Origin of the sequence: Cytobacillus sp. OWB-43 (genome assembly GCF_034651445.1) — a bacterium.
Classification (GTDB): domain Bacteria; phylum Bacillota; class Bacilli; order Bacillales; family Cytobacillaceae; genus Cytobacillus; species Cytobacillus kochii.
Window position 1 is genome coordinate 39120 of record NZ_JAYEFF010000002.1, and the last position, 19412, is coordinate 58531.

General features: G+C 39.4%; 18 protein-coding genes. 3 read left to right on the plus strand and 15 right to left on the minus strand.

The window, feature by feature from the left end; translation table 11 throughout:
• Positions 1-9 precede the first annotated feature (9 nt).
• The 11 genes from U9M49_RS10030 to U9M49_RS10080 form a co-directional block, all read right to left on the minus strand.
• Positions 10-588, minus strand: coding sequence for a DUF6470 family protein (locus tag U9M49_RS10030; protein WP_322909705.1), 579 nt, complete (start codon positions 586-588; stop codon positions 10-12).
• 63 nt (positions 589-651) lie between these two features.
• Positions 652-1704, minus strand: a complete 1053-nt coding sequence (flgL, locus tag U9M49_RS10035; RefSeq protein ID WP_322909706.1) for a flagellar hook-associated protein FlgL — start codon at positions 1702-1704, stop codon at positions 652-654.
• Between the two features lie 14 nt (positions 1705-1718).
• Complete coding sequence (flgK, locus tag U9M49_RS10040; RefSeq protein WP_322909707.1) at positions 1719-3578, minus strand: flagellar hook-associated protein FlgK; 1860 nt, start codon at positions 3576-3578, stop codon at positions 1719-1721.
• A gap of 24 nt (positions 3579-3602) precedes the next feature.
• Complete coding sequence (locus U9M49_RS10045; RefSeq protein WP_095371826.1) at positions 3603-4085, minus strand: flagellar protein FlgN; 483 nt, start codon at positions 4083-4085, stop codon at positions 3603-3605.
• 12 nt (positions 4086-4097) lie between these two features.
• The gene (gene flgM, locus U9M49_RS10050) at positions 4098-4373 is read right to left on the minus strand and encodes a flagellar biosynthesis anti-sigma factor FlgM (RefSeq protein WP_095371825.1); all 276 of its coding nucleotides are present in this window, start codon (positions 4371-4373) and stop codon (positions 4098-4100) included.
• A gap of 146 nt (positions 4374-4519) precedes the next feature.
• Positions 4520-4927: a TIGR03826 family flagellar region protein gene (locus U9M49_RS10055; protein ID WP_095371824.1), complete on the minus strand. Its 408-nt coding sequence runs from the start codon at positions 4925-4927 to the stop codon at positions 4520-4522.
• A 58-nt stretch (positions 4928-4985) separates the two neighbouring features.
• Complete coding sequence (locus U9M49_RS10060; RefSeq protein WP_322909708.1) at positions 4986-5669, minus strand: ComF family protein; 684 nt, start codon at positions 5667-5669, stop codon at positions 4986-4988.
• Entirely contained in the window at positions 5662-7149 is a 1488-nt protein-coding gene (locus U9M49_RS10065) for a DEAD/DEAH box helicase (protein ID WP_322909709.1), read from the minus strand. The genes U9M49_RS10060 and U9M49_RS10065 overlap by 8 nt, the downstream gene beginning before the upstream one ends.
• A gap of 83 nt (positions 7150-7232) precedes the next feature.
• A complete protein-coding gene (locus U9M49_RS10070) occupies positions 7233-8072 on the minus strand; it encodes a DegV family protein (RefSeq protein ID WP_095371821.1) in 840 nt (279 codons plus the stop codon).
• A 1177-nt stretch (positions 8073-9249) separates the two neighbouring features.
• A complete protein-coding gene (locus U9M49_RS10075; protein WP_224937162.1) occupies positions 9250-9933 on the minus strand; it encodes a response regulator in 684 nt (227 codons plus the stop codon).
• A 73-nt stretch (positions 9934-10006) separates the two neighbouring features.
• A complete protein-coding gene (locus tag U9M49_RS10080) occupies positions 10007-11149 on the minus strand; it encodes a sensor histidine kinase (RefSeq protein ID WP_095371820.1) in 1143 nt (380 codons plus the stop codon).
• A 337-nt stretch (positions 11150-11486) separates the two neighbouring features.
• Here U9M49_RS10080 and U9M49_RS10085 point away from each other — a divergent pair, with 337 nt between their 5' ends.
• Positions 11487-12125, plus strand: a complete 639-nt coding sequence (locus U9M49_RS10085) for a YigZ family protein (protein ID WP_322909710.1) — start codon at positions 11487-11489, stop codon at positions 12123-12125.
• A gap of 88 nt (positions 12126-12213) precedes the next feature.
• A complete protein-coding gene (locus U9M49_RS10090; RefSeq protein ID WP_322909711.1) occupies positions 12214-13320 on the plus strand; it encodes an LCP family protein in 1107 nt (368 codons plus the stop codon).
• A gap of 385 nt (positions 13321-13705) precedes the next feature.
• Here the strand turns inward: U9M49_RS10090 and U9M49_RS10095 are convergent, their stop codons facing one another.
• From U9M49_RS10095 to U9M49_RS10110, 4 genes are all read right to left on the minus strand, one after another.
• Entirely contained in the window at positions 13706-14275 is a 570-nt protein-coding gene (locus U9M49_RS10095) for a hypothetical protein (protein ID WP_322909712.1), read from the minus strand.
• 380 nt (positions 14276-14655) lie between these two features.
• Positions 14656-15705 carry an MraY family glycosyltransferase gene (locus U9M49_RS10100; RefSeq protein ID WP_307319514.1) on the minus strand — a complete coding sequence of 350 codons (1050 nt, stop codon included), beginning with the start codon at positions 15703-15705 and terminating at the stop codon, positions 14656-14658.
• 144 nt (positions 15706-15849) lie between these two features.
• Positions 15850-16956, minus strand: coding sequence for a glycosyltransferase (locus U9M49_RS10105; RefSeq protein WP_322909713.1), 1107 nt, complete (start codon positions 16954-16956; stop codon positions 15850-15852).
• Between the two features lie 76 nt (positions 16957-17032).
• Positions 17033-17764, minus strand: coding sequence for a WecB/TagA/CpsF family glycosyltransferase (locus U9M49_RS10110; RefSeq protein ID WP_322909714.1), 732 nt, complete (start codon positions 17762-17764; stop codon positions 17033-17035).
• A 99-nt stretch (positions 17765-17863) separates the two neighbouring features.
• On the opposite strand from U9M49_RS10110, the gene murJ reads away from it, so the two are divergent.
• A complete protein-coding gene (gene murJ, locus U9M49_RS10115; protein ID WP_307319521.1) occupies positions 17864-19399 on the plus strand; it encodes a murein biosynthesis integral membrane protein MurJ in 1536 nt (511 codons plus the stop codon).
• The last annotated feature ends 13 nt before the right edge of the window (positions 19400-19412 follow it).

Consider the following 19412-nt stretch of genomic DNA (forward strand, 5'->3'; position numbering starts at 1 on the left):
AACACTTCCTTAAATAAGCTGATCCACTTGAAAATCTCTTAGTTCAAAGTTAATCGCTTCTTTTTGCTGTAAATAAATTTGCGCTTGCCAGTTTTCATGAGCGATTTGTGGTCGATTGATACTTACATCAATGACTGGCGTTTGCGGGGTTACGTTCACATCGACGCTCCCTGGATCATAATCGATTTGTACCCGGAAATGGTTTTTCGGTAAATAGCCGATCCCTGGTGTCTTTTGGTTGGGCTCACTATTTTGTTTCGCAATTTGTGGAATGGCACCTGCTCCGTTTTCAATTTTCATCATCGCATCACCTTCACGAACCCGCCTAGAGATCCCTGTAATTGCCGTCATCTTTGCCTGTTCAGCCGCTTCTGCGACTCGCCTGCCTGCCCCTTTATTATCCAGATCAGCTCGCGCCTCTGATTGATCAATAAAAAGCCGGGATGCTTCATGACTAATTGTAAGCTTTGCTGGTGGCTGATGCATCGAAACGTCTGCTTGCGACTGTTTGATTTTCATCACAGGTTGATAATAATTGATACCAAGTTGCGCCTGTTTTGTCGTTATTTCTAAATAAGGTGTATGCATAGATTCACCGCTCTTTACATGACGAGCGGCCCATCTCTAGAGATGAACCGTCGTCAGCGTTTTTTATCGTAAAAAGTCCATTAATGTTGGTTGAATAATGCTTGCTCCTACTGCTAAAGAAGCACGGTGGAGGGCTTCTTGGGATGTTAATTCAATAATGACCTTCTCTGCATCGATATCTTCATTATTAGACATCATGGTTTTGGCAAGTATCTCTTGATTCCCTAAACGACTTTCAACCATCTCTACTCGATTAGATTTAGCACCGATATCTGCCATTTCGGAGATTACATTATTATGGTGATGATCAATCATATCCAGCTCCCCAGATAAATCATCCGCTGTTGTATCAGGTGAATTCAACTTATCAATTAAGTTGCCAATATCTTTAAATAAATCTAATGAAAAGACATTTTGCGGCTTACTATTCACATCGAGATGAATGCCTGCAGAAACTTCAATTTTTACGCCTTCAGCATTGCTAGCAACCGCCCCTTTTTCTTTCGCTACAAAAGAATCTGGTATCGGGAATCCGATTTCAGTGCCATCTTGAGCTTTAAATGCATTCGAAGATTCATTCCAAACAAGCTGACTACCCTTCTCATCGAAAAGTACATAATCCTTGGCATTATTCGCATCAATTGTGCTGATATCAACATTTTGATCAATTTTCTTTAAATCTACTGGCTTATTCGTTGTATCTGAGCCGTTAAAAATATACTTATTATTCACTTTAGTATTGGCAATCGTTTCTAATTGATTTCGCAGCTGTTCAATTTCACTAGCCACGTTCTTACGTTGACCTGCATCATATGAATCACTGGAAGCCTGTACCGTAAGATCACGGATACGTTGGATAATTTTATTCGTTTCATCCAGTGCCGATTCCGTATTATCCATCCAGTTATATACTTCACCTAAATTGCGTTGATATTGGGATACAGCCGTTACTTGGGAACGGTAATTGACCCCTTTCATCGCTGCTACAGGATCATCAGACGGGCGATTCACTTTTTTGCCGGTATATAACTGCTCTTCTAACTTACCAAGCTTTTGATAGTTGTTTTGAATATGTTTTAGTGAATTTTGTGAAAGCATGGATTGTGTTACGCGCATCAGTCATTACCTCCTTATCTTCCAACTCTGCCCATACCATTAATGATGGTATCAAGCATTTCGTCTATTGCAGTGATTTGTCTAGCCGCTGCACTATAAGCATGTTGAAACATGATCATATTCGACATTTCTTCATCAAGAGAGACCGAACTTACAGAAGAACGGTTAAATTGGACCGTGTCGGCTAGCGTAGCAGCATTTTCCGTCATTCGATTTGCCTCTTGTGTAGTTACTCCTAACTCACCAATCATCCCTTGGTAGAAGCTCATCATATTTGTATCTGATCCATTAAAATCGAGCATCATGTCTTTTACATTTGCCAGAGCAACTGCATTAGAACCGTCGCCAACAAAACTTTCACTCGAAGGATTTTGTCCAATACCTGTTAACTCAAATGACCAAGTAGAACCAGATTGTAAATTAGAGATTGTACTAGTATCGATTTTAAGGCCAAAGAGATTCATATTTTCTTTCACTGCTTGATTTTGATGGTCAGCTATTGGGTTGCCGTCTAAATCATAAGCGGAGTACTTCCATGAACCATTATCATAAGTCAACTCAATTTTTGCCTCACTAATCGTGATCGGCGGGGTGTCATATGTTTGAATACCACTGAACGCACCCAGAATCGTTGGGTTACCAGTCGATGGGTTGTCCGCATGTTTCGTAATAGAACCCGTAAATAACTCACTACTTGAGGAAGCGGCAATATGATTTAAATTATTCATGATTGAATCAGACACTTTTATACTGGCTGCTGCCCCTGCTGCATTATCGCCAATTTCAAAGAAGTCCACACCGTTCTTAACGCCGCTCTCAATTTCAGATAAACTCCAGCCACTTTGATGGACAGCATTAAAGGCCGTGGCAAAGCGGAAAGCCATTAAGTCCAGATTCGCAAGCATATCAGAATAAACACCTGTTTCCTTCCCAGTGGCATCTATTTTGCCGTACATATCTATATTCGCAAGTAAGCTCCCTTTCGAAGTAAAATCTGATGCCGCCATCGATTTATTACCGATTTGCAAACTAGCAATAGCTTGTGTTTCAGGGTCTTTTTTGACACTCAATGATTGGACGATATCATTTTTCCCATCGAGTAAAGTACCGACACTTTTACCATTCCCATCGACTAATTCAATCGAATATTTCCCGGCAGCTTGACTACTTGCATTCCCACCACTTGGTGTAGCACTCACTTTAATGTTGACTAAGCCTGAGAGTTGATCAACAAGTACATCCCTTTTATCATATAAATCATTCGGCAAATAGCCATGTGGTTCTACGCTAGCAATTTGCTCATTGATCTGGTTAATTTGTGTGAGGATTGAATTAATTGTTTTCACATTCATATCAATTTGCTCACCGACATCTGCTTTCTGAGCGCTCAGTTGTCCTGCCAAATAATTAAAAGTATCACTCACGGCAATCCCACGCTGACGAACAACCGAACGAGCACCTGAATCTTCAGGGTTAGTTGATAAGTCTTGCAAAGCATTCCAAAATTGATCTAATGTATTCGCAAGGCCAGTATCTGACGGCTCATTCATGACACTTTCAATTCGGGAAAGCTCACTGCTTCTCGTATTCCAATAACCGAATTTATTGTGCTCATTACGGTACTGTACATCCAAATAGTCTTCGCGTATGCGTTGAACCGATCCTGCCTGAACACCCGTTCCAATTTGTCCTGGCATGTATGGCGCATTCATTCCAACAGACGGAAAAGCATTTGTTTGTGTAAAGTTCACCCGTTGTCTCGTATATCCTACAGTATTCGCATTGGCAATATTATGCCCGGTTGTATAGAGTGCACTTTGTTGTGTATGTATGGCTCTCTTCGCCGTTTCTAACCCCATAAAAGTAGATTTCATAACGTTTCCTCTCTTTTCTCTATCCTACACTTTAGACTGGAACATTCCTGTTGCAGCTTGAGATTTCGCTTTTTGCGGATGAATATAATTCATATTTTGCGCAGCTGCTTTCGGATTGACGAGATTCATAGATAAATTCACATATTGTAAGGAGTGATAAATCAGTTGTTGATTCAATTGATTTTTCTCTTTTAATTTGTCAATAACGGATGATAACTGCTCTCTTTTTTCAAGTAAAGCTTGTTGTTCATGTTGTTCCAGTACTAATATACAGTCTGCTATTGTTGGCTTATCGATACTAGGTACAAGACTTGCTGCAATCTGGATACGCGCTTGTTCAAGCTTCTTTATTGTTGCGACATGGGTTTGTTCATCTTTTAGCATCTGATCTAATGCAGCCATATCACCCTTTTTAATCATATCTGTCTTCTGGCCTGCAAGCTCATAAAGGCTTTGATGATAAGATATTAAGCGTTCCATCGCAGTGAGAAGTGCTTCTGCAGACATACCACACCCTCCTTAAGAGCGTTTTTGTTGAAAATGTTGAACTAGGCTTTTCGCCAATTCATTCGCATCAACATGATACGTACCATTTTCCACTTGCATTTTTAATTGCTCCACCTTCGCTTGGCGAGCAGGATCTGATTGTGATGTTTTTTGCATTTCTAATGCTTTTGAAGAAATTTCGAGTTTATCTGCTTGATTCGTTTTCGCTTGTTCTACTTGCTTTGTCATATTCGCTTGGCGTTGGTAGGGATTGACCTGGTTTGCCGCGTTAAAATGATTAACCTTCATTATAAATCCCCCGCTTTCTTCGTCCCTTTTATTACTCCTATTATCGGTATAAATAGAATGAGTTTAAAGTGATATTACACTTTTAGTAAATTTTACATACATACTATCGTTCCGGAAGTAAACATTAGTTCTTTAGACTTCCTTCTTTAAGACTGTTTACCTCTATAAGAATAGTAGGTTCTCTCTCTTTCTTTTATCCGATCCTGCTCTCGTTCAAATTGCTCTAATTCTTTTTGTAATGCTTTGCGACAAGACTCACAAATTCTTCCTTCTTGAATTAATGTACCACACTGATCGCAAGGATAGCCTAGCTGGGGAAATTGCGCCACCTTTAATCGACCTGATCGAACAAACTTCTGCAGGAGCCACTCCTCTACTCCTGTTGCTTCTGTTATTCTTTGCATAGTAGCAGCACGATTTTCTCTTTTCCTTAGAAAGGCATATACGACTTCGTATGCTTCTTCTTCTTTTTTAAAACACGCTTGGCAAATGGTGCTGACTTGATTTTTCATAAATAAGGCATTACATCTAGGGCAGTTTGCGATCTCCGCCATTCTTTTCACCTCTACTGATAGCTTCTATTCTATATATCGTCAGCATCGGCTAACTTTTTTAACTTCTTGCCATCGTCAATGATCGAACCTCACTTGCTCCTGCCTCTTTTAGCAATTTAGCTGCATGATAAAGAGTCGTACCTGTTGTATAAATATCGTCGACGATTAACACTTTCTTCCCGCTTATTTCTTGTTGACCCGTGAATCGAAAAACTTGTGGTGTCTCTAATCTTTCCTTTCTTGTTTTCTTCGATTGTTTTTCTGTATGCATACGGGTGAGGAGAATGGTGGGCTTTTTGCCTAATGCGGTGATCAGTGCTTCTGATTGATTGAACCCTCTTTCATAGCGTCTTTCTTCACTCAGCGGAATCGGTGTAATAAGATCAAAGCTTATTTGTTTTAATTTGGATTTTAGCAAATCAGCAATTGCAACTGCGAGGATATAATCGCCACGATACTTATATTGAGCGAGCACTTGCTGACAAAAAGAGTTGTATGCTAATACAGAAATATTCTCGTCCAGACAACCGCTATATATTGGATCCACCTGCCACTTCTTACAGTCGAGACAGATTTCAGCCGTTTCCATCCACCGGTGGCAAGTTGGGCAAGTGGGACCTTTGATAAATGTCCATTTTGCTATACAGTCTTCACACCAAAATGACTGCGCAGCTTTTTGAAACAATGCTTGAAATCCACCAGGAAGTTGCATTTCTTTTTGACAATAGAGACAGCTATTCATGAAGTAAGCCCCTTTGTTTTGCTTCTTTATTCATTTGCAGTATTTGCTTTTTAGCCCGTACCATTGCAGTTGTTTTACCATAATGAAAAAAAACAACATCTCCTGTTGGTGCCTCAACACTTCTCCCAACCCTTCCAGCTATTTGAACAAGCGCACTTTCTGTGAAAATACGCTCTTCTGCTCCTAATACAGCAACATCTATATGAGGAAAAGTCACTCCTCTTTCTAAAATCGTCGTTGTGAGTAAAATAAGCGTCTCTTGCTTTCTCATTTTCTGGACTTTTTCTTTTCGTAAAGGATCTTCCGCATGCACTGCCTCCACTTTAGGATGAATTTTTTGTATGAGAGGTAGCATATCATCTATTAGCTTAATTTTAGGAATAAACAGCAAAACCTGTTTCTCTTTTTCAATGCGTTGCTGTAACCATTTTTTTAACACAAAAGGGAGACGGGCGTTTTTTAGGGGGATTGTCCATTGTCCAATCCATTTAAATTGAGGAATCGGTAAAGGAAAGCGATGGAAACGAGCAGGGATGGTCATATATGCTCTTTTATTTTGCCGACATTCTTTTTGCCACTTCCTTGAAGGAGTAGCTGTTAAATAAATCGTGGCAGCTGCAGACTTTTTCGCTTGCTGAACAGCATACTGGAGTGTGGCATCCATTGTGTAAGGAAAGGCATCCACTTCATCAACAATGACTGTATCAAAAGCACGATAAAAGCGGAATAACTGATGTGTTGTACTGATGACTAGATTGGCAAAAAGGTGCCGGTCTTCACTTCCACCATACAGTGCGGCAACCGTGGTGTGGGGAAACACTTTTTTCAGACGGGGTGCGAGTTCTAAGACGACATCTGTTCTTGGAGTAGCAAGGCACACGCGCTGGCCTTGCTTTAGTGCATGAGCGATTCCTCCAAAAAGCACTTCGGTTTTACCTGCGCCACATACCGCCCAAACCAGGTACTCTTTTTTGTTATCAATGGCTGCGACAACTGCTGTAGATGCTTGTTGCTGTCCTGTAGAAAGCGTCCCATCCCATTTTAACGGTTGGTCGACTATTAGGGTGCTCGGGCTTGGTCCATTCCAACTAAAAAGTGGAGTACAAGCCGACACTCTCCCCATCATCAAGCAATTGCGACAATAATGGCATTGCTCATTTCCACAACGAGCACATGGATATGTCGCTAAATGATGACTACTGCCACAGCGAGCACATTTGATTTTTCTACCTTCTTTTATAAAGGGTCGACGAAGCGTGATATAACCTTCGTTCACATGGGTGAATAATTCTTCTACAGGGTGAGAAATTTCATCTAGCAGTAATTGTTTACCAAATAGGAATGTCTGAATTTGTGGATTGAAGCGGTATGTAGGGTTGTGAATATGGTGAGGGATGTTCGGAAGTTCTGTAATAGTGTAAGAAGCTGAGTCGTGGTGAAATACGGGGATGAGTAGGTGATCTTTCATGAGTATTCGCATATAGACTCCTTTCGTGGCTAAAAAAAGGAGTTATTTCAGCAGTGGTTCGTTTTGTCTGCGATAATAACTCCTTAGTAGATGTATTACTTTTTTACCCAGCCAAGACCCATTGAGCCTTCGCCAAGATGTGTACCAATAACGGCACCAAAATAGCTTATACCAAAAGTGACATTCGGTAATTGTGCTTCTAGCTCTTCCTTCCATTTCTGCGCTTCCTCTAAACGGTTTGCATGAATAATAGAGGCTTCATAAGCTTCTCCACTCGCTGCATCTTCCGCTAACAAATCCACGATCCGTTTCATTGCTTTTTTACGGGTACGGATTTTTTCGAATGGCACGATGAGCTTATTTTCAAAATGAAGCAATGGTTTCACTTGGAGAAGACTTCCTAAGATTGCTTGCGCACTTGATAAGCGGCCACCTCTTTGTAGATGTGACAGATCATCAACCATAAAATAAGCACGAATGGATTGTTTCATTTCATTCAGTTTGTCCATAATTTCTGCTGGCGACTTCCCGTCAGCTGCCATTTCGGCTGCTTTGACGACATAGAAACCTTGTACACGTGCGCTAATTTCTGAGTCAAAAGGATAGACGGTAATGCCTTCAACCATATTACCGGCAGATACTGCCCCTTGATAGGTGCCACTAATCCCGCTTGATAAGTGGATGGAGATGATGGCATCATAGTCTTGCTTCAACGTTTCAAACAATGTGACAAAATCACCTACGGATGGCTGTGATGTTTTCGGCAAATCCTTATGTTTGACTTCCTCATAAAAACTTTCTGCAGTGATTTCTATTTCTTCTTTATATGATTCATTGCCAAATATCACACTCAGCGGGATCATGTGAATATTCAGCTTTTCTCTCAATTCTTGTGTGATATAAGATGTACTATCCGTTACTACGGCCGTTTTCATAAATAGAGTGACTCCTTCACTTTTTTCTCTACTATATGTTCTGTTACCATTCTATATGAAAGTTAATAAAAATGCATTAAGTTTAGAGAGGTTTAAGGGGAAATCTTTTACTTTTTGGTGGGCTTTTGGGGTGGTTGGTTTGATTCATACTCGAAGGCTGGGGTTTAACTTTTGAGATAGTGTAAGAGCGCAGGCTTTGAATGTATATTGTATGGTAGCTCCTTCTCCGGTCATGAGTCAACTCTTCCTCCATGATCCAGTTATGAAACACCTAGAGTAAATTAGGATTTAGACATTTTATTTGATAATCCCCCTTTTATGTGTGTCGCAACTCTCAGCTCAGGTTCCTTTTCTTGGGGACTTGGCGATATTTATATCGAATATCTTAGACTCGAGAGGGATCGGAGAAATTAATGCGGTTCCTTCTTTTAAGCTACTTATCTTCTCCTTTCTTCTTTTATTAGTCGGGATTCTCGCTTTTACGCTACTTATCTTTCACTCTCTTTTTTTATTAGTCGCGATTCTCATCTTTGCGCTACTTATCTTCTACTCTCTTCTTTTTTTAGTCGCGATTCTCACTTTTTCCCTACTTATCTTTCACTCCTTTCTTTTTTTAGTCGCGATTCTTGCCTTTGCCCTACTTATCTTCTCCTCTCTTCTTTTTTCAGTCGCGATTCTTGCCTTTGCCCTACTTATCTTTCACTTTCTTCTTTTATTAGTCGCAATTCTCATCTTTGCCCTACTTATCTTCTCCTCTCTTCTTTTTTTAGTCGCGATTCTCACTTTTTCCCTACTTATCTTTCACTTTCTTCTTTTATTAGTCGCGATTCTTGCCTTTGCCCTACTTATCTTTCACTCTTTTCTTTTATTAGTGGCGATTCTCACTTTTTCCCTACTTATCTTTCACTCTCTTCTTTTACTAGTCGCGAACCTTTTGCGCTCTCGTCCTCTTTTTTAATCGCAATTTCTTCTTTCACGCGACTCATATGTTCTACTCCTCCCCTATTATCTACGAAACTTCTACATTGCTCATTTTTCTTATAATTATGTCTCTCCCTTCATGAAATGGACTTCTTCCCTTCCCTTGACCCACCTTTTTATCTTCGAACCGATCCGCATTTACAACAAAAAAACACCCCAATGCGGAGTGTTTCTTCATATGTATGAAAGGCTGGGATTAGCGAACTTCTACCCAACCGTTTTTGATGGCTACGACAACCGCTTGTGTACGGTCATTGACGTTCATTTTTTGCAGGATGTTACTTACATGGTTTTTGACTGTTTTTTCACTAATATATAATGCTTCACCGATGCCGCGGTTACTTTTTCCGTCTGCAAGAAGTTGGAGCACTTCACACTCGCGTCTAGTAAGTAAATGTAGCGGACGACGGATTTCGATTTGTCCATAAGCGCCTGTTGTGCCAGTTCCTTCTGAAGCAAGGCGACGGTATTCATTGACAAGATTGTGCGTTACTTTCGGATGAAGGTAAGAACCACCCTCTGCAACTACTTTTACTGCCTCAACTAATGCATCTGCATCCATTTCTTTAAGTAGGTAACCACTTGCTCCGGTTTTTAAAGCGTGCGTTACATAGTTTTCATCATCATGGATTGAAAGAATGATTACTTTAGAATCTGGATATTTCTCTACTAATTGACGCGTTGCTTCCACGCCATTAATATTCGGCATGTTAATATCCATGATAACTACGTCTGGTTGATTTTCTTCAACGAGTCTGATCGCTTCGTCGCCATCGTCACCTTCTGCTACCACGTTAAATGTTTTTTCAAAATCAAGAATACGTTTTACGCCCTCTCGGAAAAGTTGATGGTCGTCAATAATTACTATTTTAGTATTCAAGTTCTTCCCCTCCCAATCTTCAACTGTTTTATATCTATCATGATGTTTGACCAGTTTCAACATCAATTAAATATTATTTCATATAAGGTACTTGAATAATAATAATTGTGCCTTTACCAATATTGGAATCTATCGAAAGCTGGCCCTCCAGAAGTTCAACTCTTTCTCTCATGCCGATAATACCAAAGGATTGTGCTTTTTTCTTATTAATATCAAACCCTTTACCATTATCTCTAATTACGACTGCTATTCTTTCATTATTAATTTCAGTTTTAACAATAATCTCTTCTGCATCAGCATGCTTCATCGCATTCTGCACAGCTTCTTGAATGAGTCGGAATAGCGCCACTTCATATTGACTTGGTAAACGAACCTCTTTACCAACATTCATGAAAGTGATTTTGGTCGAATTATGATATTCTTCGATTGTTTGTAGATACTTCTTTAATGTAGGAACAAGACCTAAGTCATCTAAAGCCATTGGTCTCAGGTCATAAATAATTCTTCGGACCTCATATAAAGCACTTCTGACCATTTTCTTTAAATTCCTTATTTCCTCCATGGCTTCATCTGTGCCACGCTCTTTATAAACACGTTCAATCAAATCAGAGCGCATCATCACATTCGCCATCATTTGCGCCGGGCCGTCATGTATTTCACGTGAGAGCCTTTTACGCTCCTCTTCTTGCGCCTCAATAATTTGTAAGCCAAACTCTTGTTTCATCTTCGCATCTTCAAGCATCTCACCCATTTGTTTGATGTCACTCATCAAGTAGTTCATGACAACAGTAATTTGGGAAATTAAATGCTCGGCACGCTCAATCGTATCACTAACGCCCACTAATCTTCTTTCAATGTCGTCTCTCCGGTCACGAAGCTGCTTTTCCATTTGCCGATTCATCGATAGATCCATTTGTAATTGATGGGCTTTTTCATATGCATCACGTACTTGCGCTTCCGTATAATCTTTGAAATGCATACTGACTTCAGATAATCGTTTACGCGCAAAACGTGTTTGACTTTCTAAACGGTCGCCTTCATCAATGACTTTAATAACCATTACCTTTACATCTTTCAGTTCTTCGGTTAAGGTCTCATAATCTTTTCGACATTGCTCACCAATCCGGAAAATTTCATTCTTACTCGTACCGACCGTTTCTATCATTTTTTCTAAAATTAAATCGAGCGACTTCGTATCAAATTTTTTTATACTCATTCGCGATTCCTCCAAGGGTATACCCTGTTGTTGCTATTCCTTATTTTACCTTGAAAAGCGGTATTCGACCATGTGTAGCGGCAGAAAATAATACCATTTGACACAAAATTCGATAAATAGTCGCACGCTTGAAAATTATTTATATGTCATATATCCTAATTTTATGTTAAAAAAAGAGGATTATTGGCAATATCTATAGTTATCCTCAGATACATACTTATTATATCACTTCAACGATTCGACAATATTAAAGTTTGTTTACAATCTATTAATATTTATGTTTTCCGAAGATTGTCGAATTATAATAGGAAGAGACTTGCAGGAAGGAGCGATATTTTTGCTTCCACAATATCATACCGTTAAAGGGTACGGGGAACATGAAATTATTATACAAAAATCTAGATTTATTGCATATATTGACCGAGCAGAAACAGAAGAAGAAGCGCAAGAATTTATTCAGAAAATAAAGAAGCAAAACTGGAATGCCACTCATAATTGTTCTGCCTATTTAATTGGTGAGCATGATTTAATTCAGAAAGCTAACGATGATGGTGAACCGAGTGGTACAGCTGGTGTACCGATGCTTGAAGTGTTAAAGAAGAGACAATTAAAGGATACTGTTGTGGTAGTCACCCGCTATTTTGGTGGCATTAAACTTGGTGCCGGCGGTTTAATTCGCGCTTACGGTAAAGCTACATCCGAAGGTTTACTTGCTACAGGTATAGTTGAAAGAAAGCTAATGCGCATCATGCATACAAAAGTTGATTATACCTTTCTTGGAAAACTAGAAAATGAATTACGCGCTTCCATTTATGCAATAAAAGAAATCCATTATGCCGATCTTGTTGAAATTGAAACTTATGTAAAAGATGAAGAAACAGCTAACTTCAATGCCTGGATGATCGAATTAACAAATGGACAAGCAGAAATAACTGAAGGTGACGTGTTATATTTAGAATCGACAATTTCTGAGTAAATATTTTACGTATATGCAAATCCATTGTAAAATAAACATTAACTATGTAAAGAATCGATTAAATTTTTACTAATAAAGGAGCAATCATATGTCTTATGATGGTCGTAATGCCCAAAAGGTGAGGAGACGTAAAGTGAAGCGCAGAAGACGTGTTTTCGCATTTATCCTTCTTCCTCTACTAGTCCTTGCCCTAAGTGCCACTGCCTACGGTGCCTATCTCTATAATAAAGCAGAGACAGCGATGAACAGCACATATAATCCACTAGAAAGAGAAACCAAGCGAGATGTAGCTGTACAACCTGATGTTGATAACTTTTCACTACTCATTATCGGAGTTGATGATAGTAGTAAACGGGGTTTTAGTAATTCAGCGCGTTCAGATGCATTAATGGTCGCAACATTTAATAAGGAATCAAAATCTATTAAACTATTAAGCATCCCTCGTGATTCTTATGTTCAGATTCCTAAGCTTGGTTATCAAGACAAAATCACCCATGCTCACGCTCACGGCGGACCACTCACTTCTATTGAAACGGTTGAGCAGCTACTCGATATTCCCATTGATTTTTACTTAAAGTTAAATTTTGATGCATTCATTGAGATTATTGATGCCCTAGGTGGAGTAGAAGTAGAAGTACCTTATGCCTTATCTGAGCAAGACTCAAATGACAACGCAGGGGCTATTCAATTAGAAGAAGGCTTGCAAACATTAAATGGGGAAGAAGCATTAGCGCTAGCACGTACGAGAAAGCAAGATAATGATATTATGCGCGGGCAAAGACAACAAGAAATCGTTAAAGCAATGATGAAAAAAGCCGTATCAGTAGATGCTATTTCGAAATACGGGGATGTCATCGAAGCAGTCGGAAACAATATGGAAACAGACCTTTCCTTCGACCAAATGAAATCACTTATTAGTTATGCGACTTCTAGTGGCATGACTCCAGATATTGAAATGCTCAATCTCAAAGGTCAAGATATGTACTTACCAAACTCTAATGGTAATCGTGTGTATTATTATCAAATAGATGATACTGGATTACAGGAAGTTATTTCAGAACTACAAAGCCATCTTGATTTAGGGACTACGAACCTCGGACAAAATGAATCTACTAATCCGACAAATGGCGAGAGTTCAACAGACGGCGAAATCTCTACTGAATCAAGTGAAGCTGGTTACAATAGCGGATATTAATAGAATTATGCTTTATAGGAACCCCCAAACAAAAAACTGTTTGGGGGTTTTTATTCAGGCACACCTTACTCATACTGTTCTGTTGTACGTGTATGTTCTCTCTTGGGTGGGCTCATTCTCTCTTATTTTCTAGCTAGTGGTATGGGCATATCTCGTTTGTCCAGACTTCTTTCTATTTTTTTCTCTTCAATTAAAGGGGCACCTTATAAAGCAATTGATAGCCTTTTTATAAGAATGTACGGGAATTTTTACATGCATCTCCGTTTCTTGTTACTTTACACTTATACATGGCTTTCCCGCACTTCTCAGCCTTCTCCTTTTGGCTTTTGCACTTATACACGGCTTGTGCGCAGTTCCCTGGCTTTTCTCTCTCTGTTTTGCGCATTTACTCGGCTTCCGCGCAATTCCGTGATCTTTCTCTCTTACTTTTGCGCGTATATGCCATTTGCGCGCAGTTCTCCGGCTTTTCCCTCTCATTTTTGCGCGTATACACCGCTTGCGCGCAATTCTGTGATCTTTCTCTCTTACTTTTGCGCGTATATGCCATTTGCGCGCAGTTCTCCGACTTTTCCCTCTTGCTTTTGCGCGTATACACCGCTTGCGCGCAATTCCGTGCTCTTTCTCGCTTACTTTTGCGCGTATATGCCATTTGTGCGCAGTTCCCTGGCTTTTTCCTCTCATTTTTGCGCGTATACACGGCTTGCGCGCAATTCCGTGATTTTTCTCCCTTACTTTTGCGCGTATATGCCATTTGCGCGCAGTTCTCCGACTTTTCCCTCTTGCTTTTGCGCGTATACACCGCTTGCGCGCAATTCTGTGATTTTTCTCCCTTACTTTTGCGCGTATATGCCATTTGTGCGCAGTTCCCTGGCTTTTTCCTCTCATTTTTGCGCGTATACTCGGCTTGCGCGCAATTCTGTGATTTTTCTCCCTTACTTTTGCGCGTATATGCCATTTGTGCGCAGTTCCCTGGCTTTTCCCTCTCATTTTTGCGCGTATACACCGCTTGCGCGCAATTTCGTGATCTTTCTCTCTTACTTTTGCGCGTATACTCGATTTACGCGCAGTACTCAGGCTCTTCCTTCTTCTTTTTGCGCGCATATACTATTTACGCGCAGTTCTCTCTTATTCTCTTTCACTTTTACACAAATAGGATCCACGGATCGTGCGCAGTTCCCATTCTACCTTCTATTCGGCATCATCCTTCTAACAGCTCTCGCCACTTTTGTAGTTAACCAATGGCTCTAGATAAAGCTTTTTTCCCTTATCAACCTTATCAACCTTATCAACCTCTTAATCTACAAAAAAAGCTAACCAAATTGGTTAGCTTTTGTATCAGTTGCCTTTTCCTTTGAGTCTTTTCAATAAGGGCTGGTAGTCTTTCCCGAGTAGACCGATCAGTTCGGCAAATAATTCGAGCATTACAAGGACAACGGCTATTAGTAAGATGGCTCCCCATACTTTTGCTTGAGAGAAGATAATGGCAATCATGCCAAAAGTAGCTGCCATCGCGTAAATTAATAAGACTGTTTGGCGATGGGTAAAGCCTGCATTCAATAAGCAATGATGGAGATGTGATTTATCTGGTGCTGATATCGGTTGTTTGTTTAAAATCCTTCTAAATATCGCAAAAATCGTATCGGATAATGGGACACCTAAAATTAAAATAGGGATAATAAACGAAATCACTGTTACATTTTTAAAGCCGAGCAATGACAAGACAGCAATCATATATCCTAAAAAGAGAGCACCTGTATCACCCATAAATATTTTCGCTGGATGAAAGTTAAAGACAAGAAACCCGAGTGTAGCTACCATTAACAAAGAAGCCATGGCAATTACATACGTATTCCCCATGAATACAGCCATCCCAGCAATCGTAAATAGCGCAATCGATGATACTCCAGCTGCTAATCCGTCAAGACCATCAATTAGGTTAATTGCATTCGTCACACCAACAATCCATAAGATTGTAATAGGGATGGCAAAATAACCAAAGTCGATTCGATTATCGCCAAAGAATGGGTTGTTAATAAATTCAACTTCCACATTTCCCCAAAAAACTACGATTAATGCAGCAGCAATTTGCCCTAGCAATTTATATTTAGCAGGTAATTGATATTTATCATCTAACATACCGATTACAACGATGATAAATGCACCGACCATGATTGGGATATGCACTTCTTTATTTGGTGAGAAGATTAGCACACCGAGCATGAAGCTTAAATAAATTGCTAAACCACCTAAACGAGGCATCACTTTTTCATGGACTTTTCGATTATTTGGTTTGTCTGTTGCTCCTATCTTAAAGGCCAGTCGTTTTACCAGCGGTGTTAAAAGAACGGAGCATATAAAACATAATATTAAGGTCAAATAAATCATAAAGACCCTCCTTATGGATAGCATGCCCCTCTTTCACACTTGGAACCAGGCATAATTTACAAATTCGTACAAATGTATATCGAACCTATTATATCATAGTTGTACCATTTAAAAAGGTACTTTTTTTGACAAAATCCGCAAGATTTATGTCCAATTTTTGTAGGCGTCCATCACATTTTCCCGAAAATGCTCCACGCTAAACCACCTTGATGCATGTTTATAGAGATTTTCACCGATTTTTTTCAAGGACCCTACATAATGGGCATTTATCGCCTCTTCAATTGCCAGAGCTAATGCGTCCACATCTTTCACTGGAACAAGCCAGCCATAATCTTTCGATGGAATCAATTCACAGACTCCACCAACATCGGTTGAAATCACCGGCTTTTTCGCTCTTGCTGCCTCTAATAAGACAATTGGAAAATTCTCACTTAATGATGATAATAGATGAAGATCTGAAATTTGTAATAAGGCATCAATATCCTGTCTATATCCTAGAAATTTTATTTGTTTAGCTAATCCTTTGTTGTTCACAAAAGCTTTTAATTCTTGTTCTAAAAAGCCATCTCCTATTAAAAGGAGTTTGACCTGAGGTGCTTTAGCCATGACACGGCTGATGGCTTCTAAGGCAATCCGATGGCCCTTTACAGGTGTGAGTCTCGCCACCATAGCAATCACAAAATCATTCGCCTCAAGCCCTAACCCTTTGCGTTCAAGCGTACAAGACTGCATTTGTCTGTTAAAATCTATCCCATTGAAAATAGTCTTCACTTTACTCCCATCCACACCATGGGAGAGCAAGAGCTCTTTGGAACGATTAGAAATGGCGAAATAATAATCAGGGTGCTTCAAAAGCCATAAATGCAACTTAGTAAAGGCTTTTCCTTTCAAGCCCCGATTAAGAAAATCATCATAGGGATTGCTATGTAATGTTGTCACCCACTTACATTCTCGGGAGGTTTTTTTTAGCAAATAACCGTAAAGATTTGCTCGCGCACCATGTGTATGAATCATGGTCATTTGTTCTGCTTCAATATATTTCTTTAAACGCTGAATGACTGATAGATCATATCTTTTTTTCGTAGCGAAAAGCTTTACGCGAATCCCTCGCTCTAGTGCCTTCTGATAAATCGGCCCAGGTTCAAAAATCCCTAGCGTAAAAACAGTAGGGTCACTATTCTCTAATAAATCAAGAATATGTGTCATGCCCCCACCTGTATCATTCCCTGCATTTAAATGGAGTACTTTCATCGTTGATATTCCATCCTTCTTCATAGTATCAGACGGAACAGCTTAGAAAATAGTTGCAGATTCTAGGGTTTTTACATCAATCTCGCTTTCTGGATTGCCGTACTTGCTTCACAAATTGAGGTAAAACGAGCACCCTTCTCCAACGAGAGGGCTGCTTCAATAGGCGGTAAAACCACTCTAACTTAAGGTTTTGCCAAAATTCAGGCGCTCGTTTCATTTCACCAGATATAATGTCAATCGTGCCACCGACCCCCATGAATAACCCTTTAGAGAAGCGATGATAATTAGTGGTAATCCATTCTTCCTGACGTGGAAAGCCTAAAGCAACCAAGACGATATCTGGCGCTTTAGCTGCTACTTCTTCAGCCACTTGCCCATCTTCCCAATCAAAATAACCATTATGTCTACCGACAAGGTTAATTCCCGGATAATCTTTTTCTATATTTTCAGCTGCTCTTTTATTTACTTGTTCCCTTCCTCCGAGAAGATATACATGCCAGCCTTTTTTATTTCCTTCTTCTAATAAGGACATTGTTAAATCAAAGCCTGTTACACGCTCTTTTATCGGCTTTTGAAGCATATTAGCAGCAAGTAGAATCCCATTACCATCAGGCACCACGTAATGAGCAGACTGAATGATCTTTTGATAATCTTTATTCTCTTTGGCATACATAACGATTTCCGGGTTCGCTGTCACAACAATTGTTTTTTCTTGTTTATCTATATGGTTGGTTAAAATGGATTCCATTTCTGCAAAGCTTGTATTAATAAAGGGAACCCCAAGTATATTTACGTAATCATGACTCATTTTATAACCTCAATCTTTATCTTAATAGTCGGTGTTTTAGTTTATACCGTTCTGATTATACTAATAATAAAAAGCACTTTTCCTTAAAGGAGATTCATGATGAAAAAACAGCTTATCCAAGCTGCGGGACTCATAACAGGTATTGCAATCATTAGTAAGGTTCTGGGTTTTGTAAGAGAATTGCTTATGGCCTCTTATTTCGGTACTTCAACAGTGGCTGATGCTTACTTTGTAGCATCCATTATCCCTGTTTTATTATTCTCAGCAGTTGGCATGTCCATTACAACAGGTATCATCCCTCTATATGCTGAATTAAAAAAACAGCATTCACTAGAAGCACGAAACGTAGTAGGGGTACTTACGACTTTATTCCTCATTCTTGCATTAGCGATTACTGTCATCGCAATTCTATTCACCCCTATCATTACCCAATGGATGGCACCAGGGTTTACCGAAGAACAGTGGTATGTAACAAATGTATTAACGATTATCATGCTACCAAGCTTCTGCTTCTACGTTTTATCTGCCGTTTCAACTGGCATTTTAGAATACGAAAAGGAATTCGCACCACCAGCAATGGGAGCCATCCCGCAAAATATCCTGATTATCATTAGTATTGTCGTACTCTCACAGTTCTATGGGATATACGGTGTAGCCATTGCCACTTTGTTAGGAGCCATTAGTCAATTTCTTGTACAATACCCATTTATAAAGAAGTATAAAGTAATTCGACTTAATTTTCATTTTAAAACCTATTCTCTATTCATTAAAAGAACCTTTTTTTCTTTTATGCCATTAATTATTACGTCCATTGCTTTTCAGTTTAATACAGTCATTGATCGCTTTTTTGCATCTGGATTGATAGATGGTAGTGTTTCAGCCTTAAACTATGCAAACAAGCTGATGTTTCTGCCATTAAGTATCATTCTCCTATCCTTTATCACCGTGTTGTTTCCATCCATTATTGATACGGCGGCAGAGAATAAGAAAGAGCTTATACCACTGATCATTAGCGGTATGACGATTATTAGCTTAGTAGGCATACCTATTAGTGCGGTCATGTTAATAGAAAGCCGGACATTAATTGAAGTAGCTTATGAGAGAGGCGCATTCAATACGAACGCTACTACTATAACGAGCATTGCCTTTTTCTTTTATTCCATCGGTATGATCGCAATCGCATTAAAGGAATTTTTAAATCGTTCATTTATTGCCTTACAAAATGAGAAAATGACCATGATAGCTGCAATCGTCTCTATTATCGTCAATATCATTTTTAGTTTGATTTTAACACCTTTAATGGGCATTGGTGGTGTAGCCTTGGCTACTTCTATCAGCATGGTCTCACAGACGGCTGTTTTGCTATATTTTTTACGGAAGGAATTAGACATACCGAGAAAAGAGATGAAGGATTTATTATTTTCTCAAGGGAAAGTACTCACGATGTTCTTACTCGTAACTGGCGTTCTTTTCGGCTTACATAAGCTCTATCATTCCTACTTACCAGCACTGCTGTCGATATCAGTGACAACCTTCATCGCCGTCATTTTCACTATACTAGTCGCTACATTATTGAGAATATCCGAAATGGAAAAGTTGACTGAATGGGCAAGGACACTCAAGAGAAAATTCTAACATAATCAATCAA

Excerpts from the sequence above, each read along its gene's own strand:
- U9M49_RS10060 (WP_322909708.1), bottom strand. The coding sequence starts at position 5,669 with ATGAATAGCTGTCTCTATTGTCAAAAAGAAATGCAACTTCCTGGTGGA.
- U9M49_RS10090 (WP_322909711.1), top strand. The coding sequence starts at position 12,214 with ATGTCTTATGATGGTCGTAATGCCCAAAAGGTGAGGAGACGTAAAGTG.
- U9M49_RS10070 (WP_095371821.1), bottom strand. The coding sequence starts at position 8,072 with ATGAAAACGGCCGTAGTAACGGATAGTACATCTTATATCACACAAGAA.
- U9M49_RS10045 (WP_095371826.1), bottom strand. The coding sequence starts at position 4,085 with ATGTCTGCAGAAGCACTTCTCACTGCGATGGAACGCTTAATATCTTAT.
- flgM (WP_095371825.1), bottom strand. The coding sequence starts at position 4,373 with ATGAAGGTTAATCATTTTAACGCGGCAAACCAGGTCAATCCCTACCAA.
- U9M49_RS10105 (WP_322909713.1), bottom strand. The coding sequence starts at position 16,956 with ATGAAAGTACTCCATTTAAATGCAGGGAATGATACAGGTGGGGGCATG.
- U9M49_RS10110 (WP_322909714.1), bottom strand. The coding sequence starts at position 17,764 with ATGAGTCATGATTACGTAAATATACTTGGGGTTCCCTTTATTAATACA.
- U9M49_RS10100 (WP_307319514.1), bottom strand. The coding sequence starts at position 15,705 with ATGATTTATTTGACCTTAATATTATGTTTTATATGCTCCGTTCTTTTA.
- U9M49_RS10065 (WP_322909709.1), bottom strand. The coding sequence starts at position 7,149 with ATGCGAATACTCATGAAAGATCACCTACTCATCCCCGTATTTCACCAC.
- U9M49_RS10095 (WP_322909712.1), bottom strand. The coding sequence starts at position 14,275 with ATGGCATATACGCGCAAAAGTAAGGGAGAAAAATCACAGAATTGCGCG.
- murJ (WP_307319521.1), top strand. The coding sequence starts at position 17,864 with ATGAAAAAACAGCTTATCCAAGCTGCGGGACTCATAACAGGTATTGCA.
- U9M49_RS10055 (WP_095371824.1), bottom strand. The coding sequence starts at position 4,927 with ATGGCGGAGATCGCAAACTGCCCTAGATGTAATGCCTTATTTATGAAA.
- flgL (WP_322909706.1), bottom strand. The coding sequence starts at position 1,704 with ATGCGCGTAACACAATCCATGCTTTCACAAAATTCACTAAAACATATT.
- U9M49_RS10030 (WP_322909705.1), bottom strand. The coding sequence starts at position 588 with ATGCATACACCTTATTTAGAAATAACGACAAAACAGGCGCAACTTGGT.
- flgK (WP_322909707.1), bottom strand. The coding sequence starts at position 3,578 with ATGAAATCTACTTTTATGGGGTTAGAAACGGCGAAGAGAGCCATACAT.
- U9M49_RS10080 (WP_095371820.1), bottom strand. The coding sequence starts at position 11,149 with ATGAGTATAAAAAAATTTGATACGAAGTCGCTCGATTTAATTTTAGAA.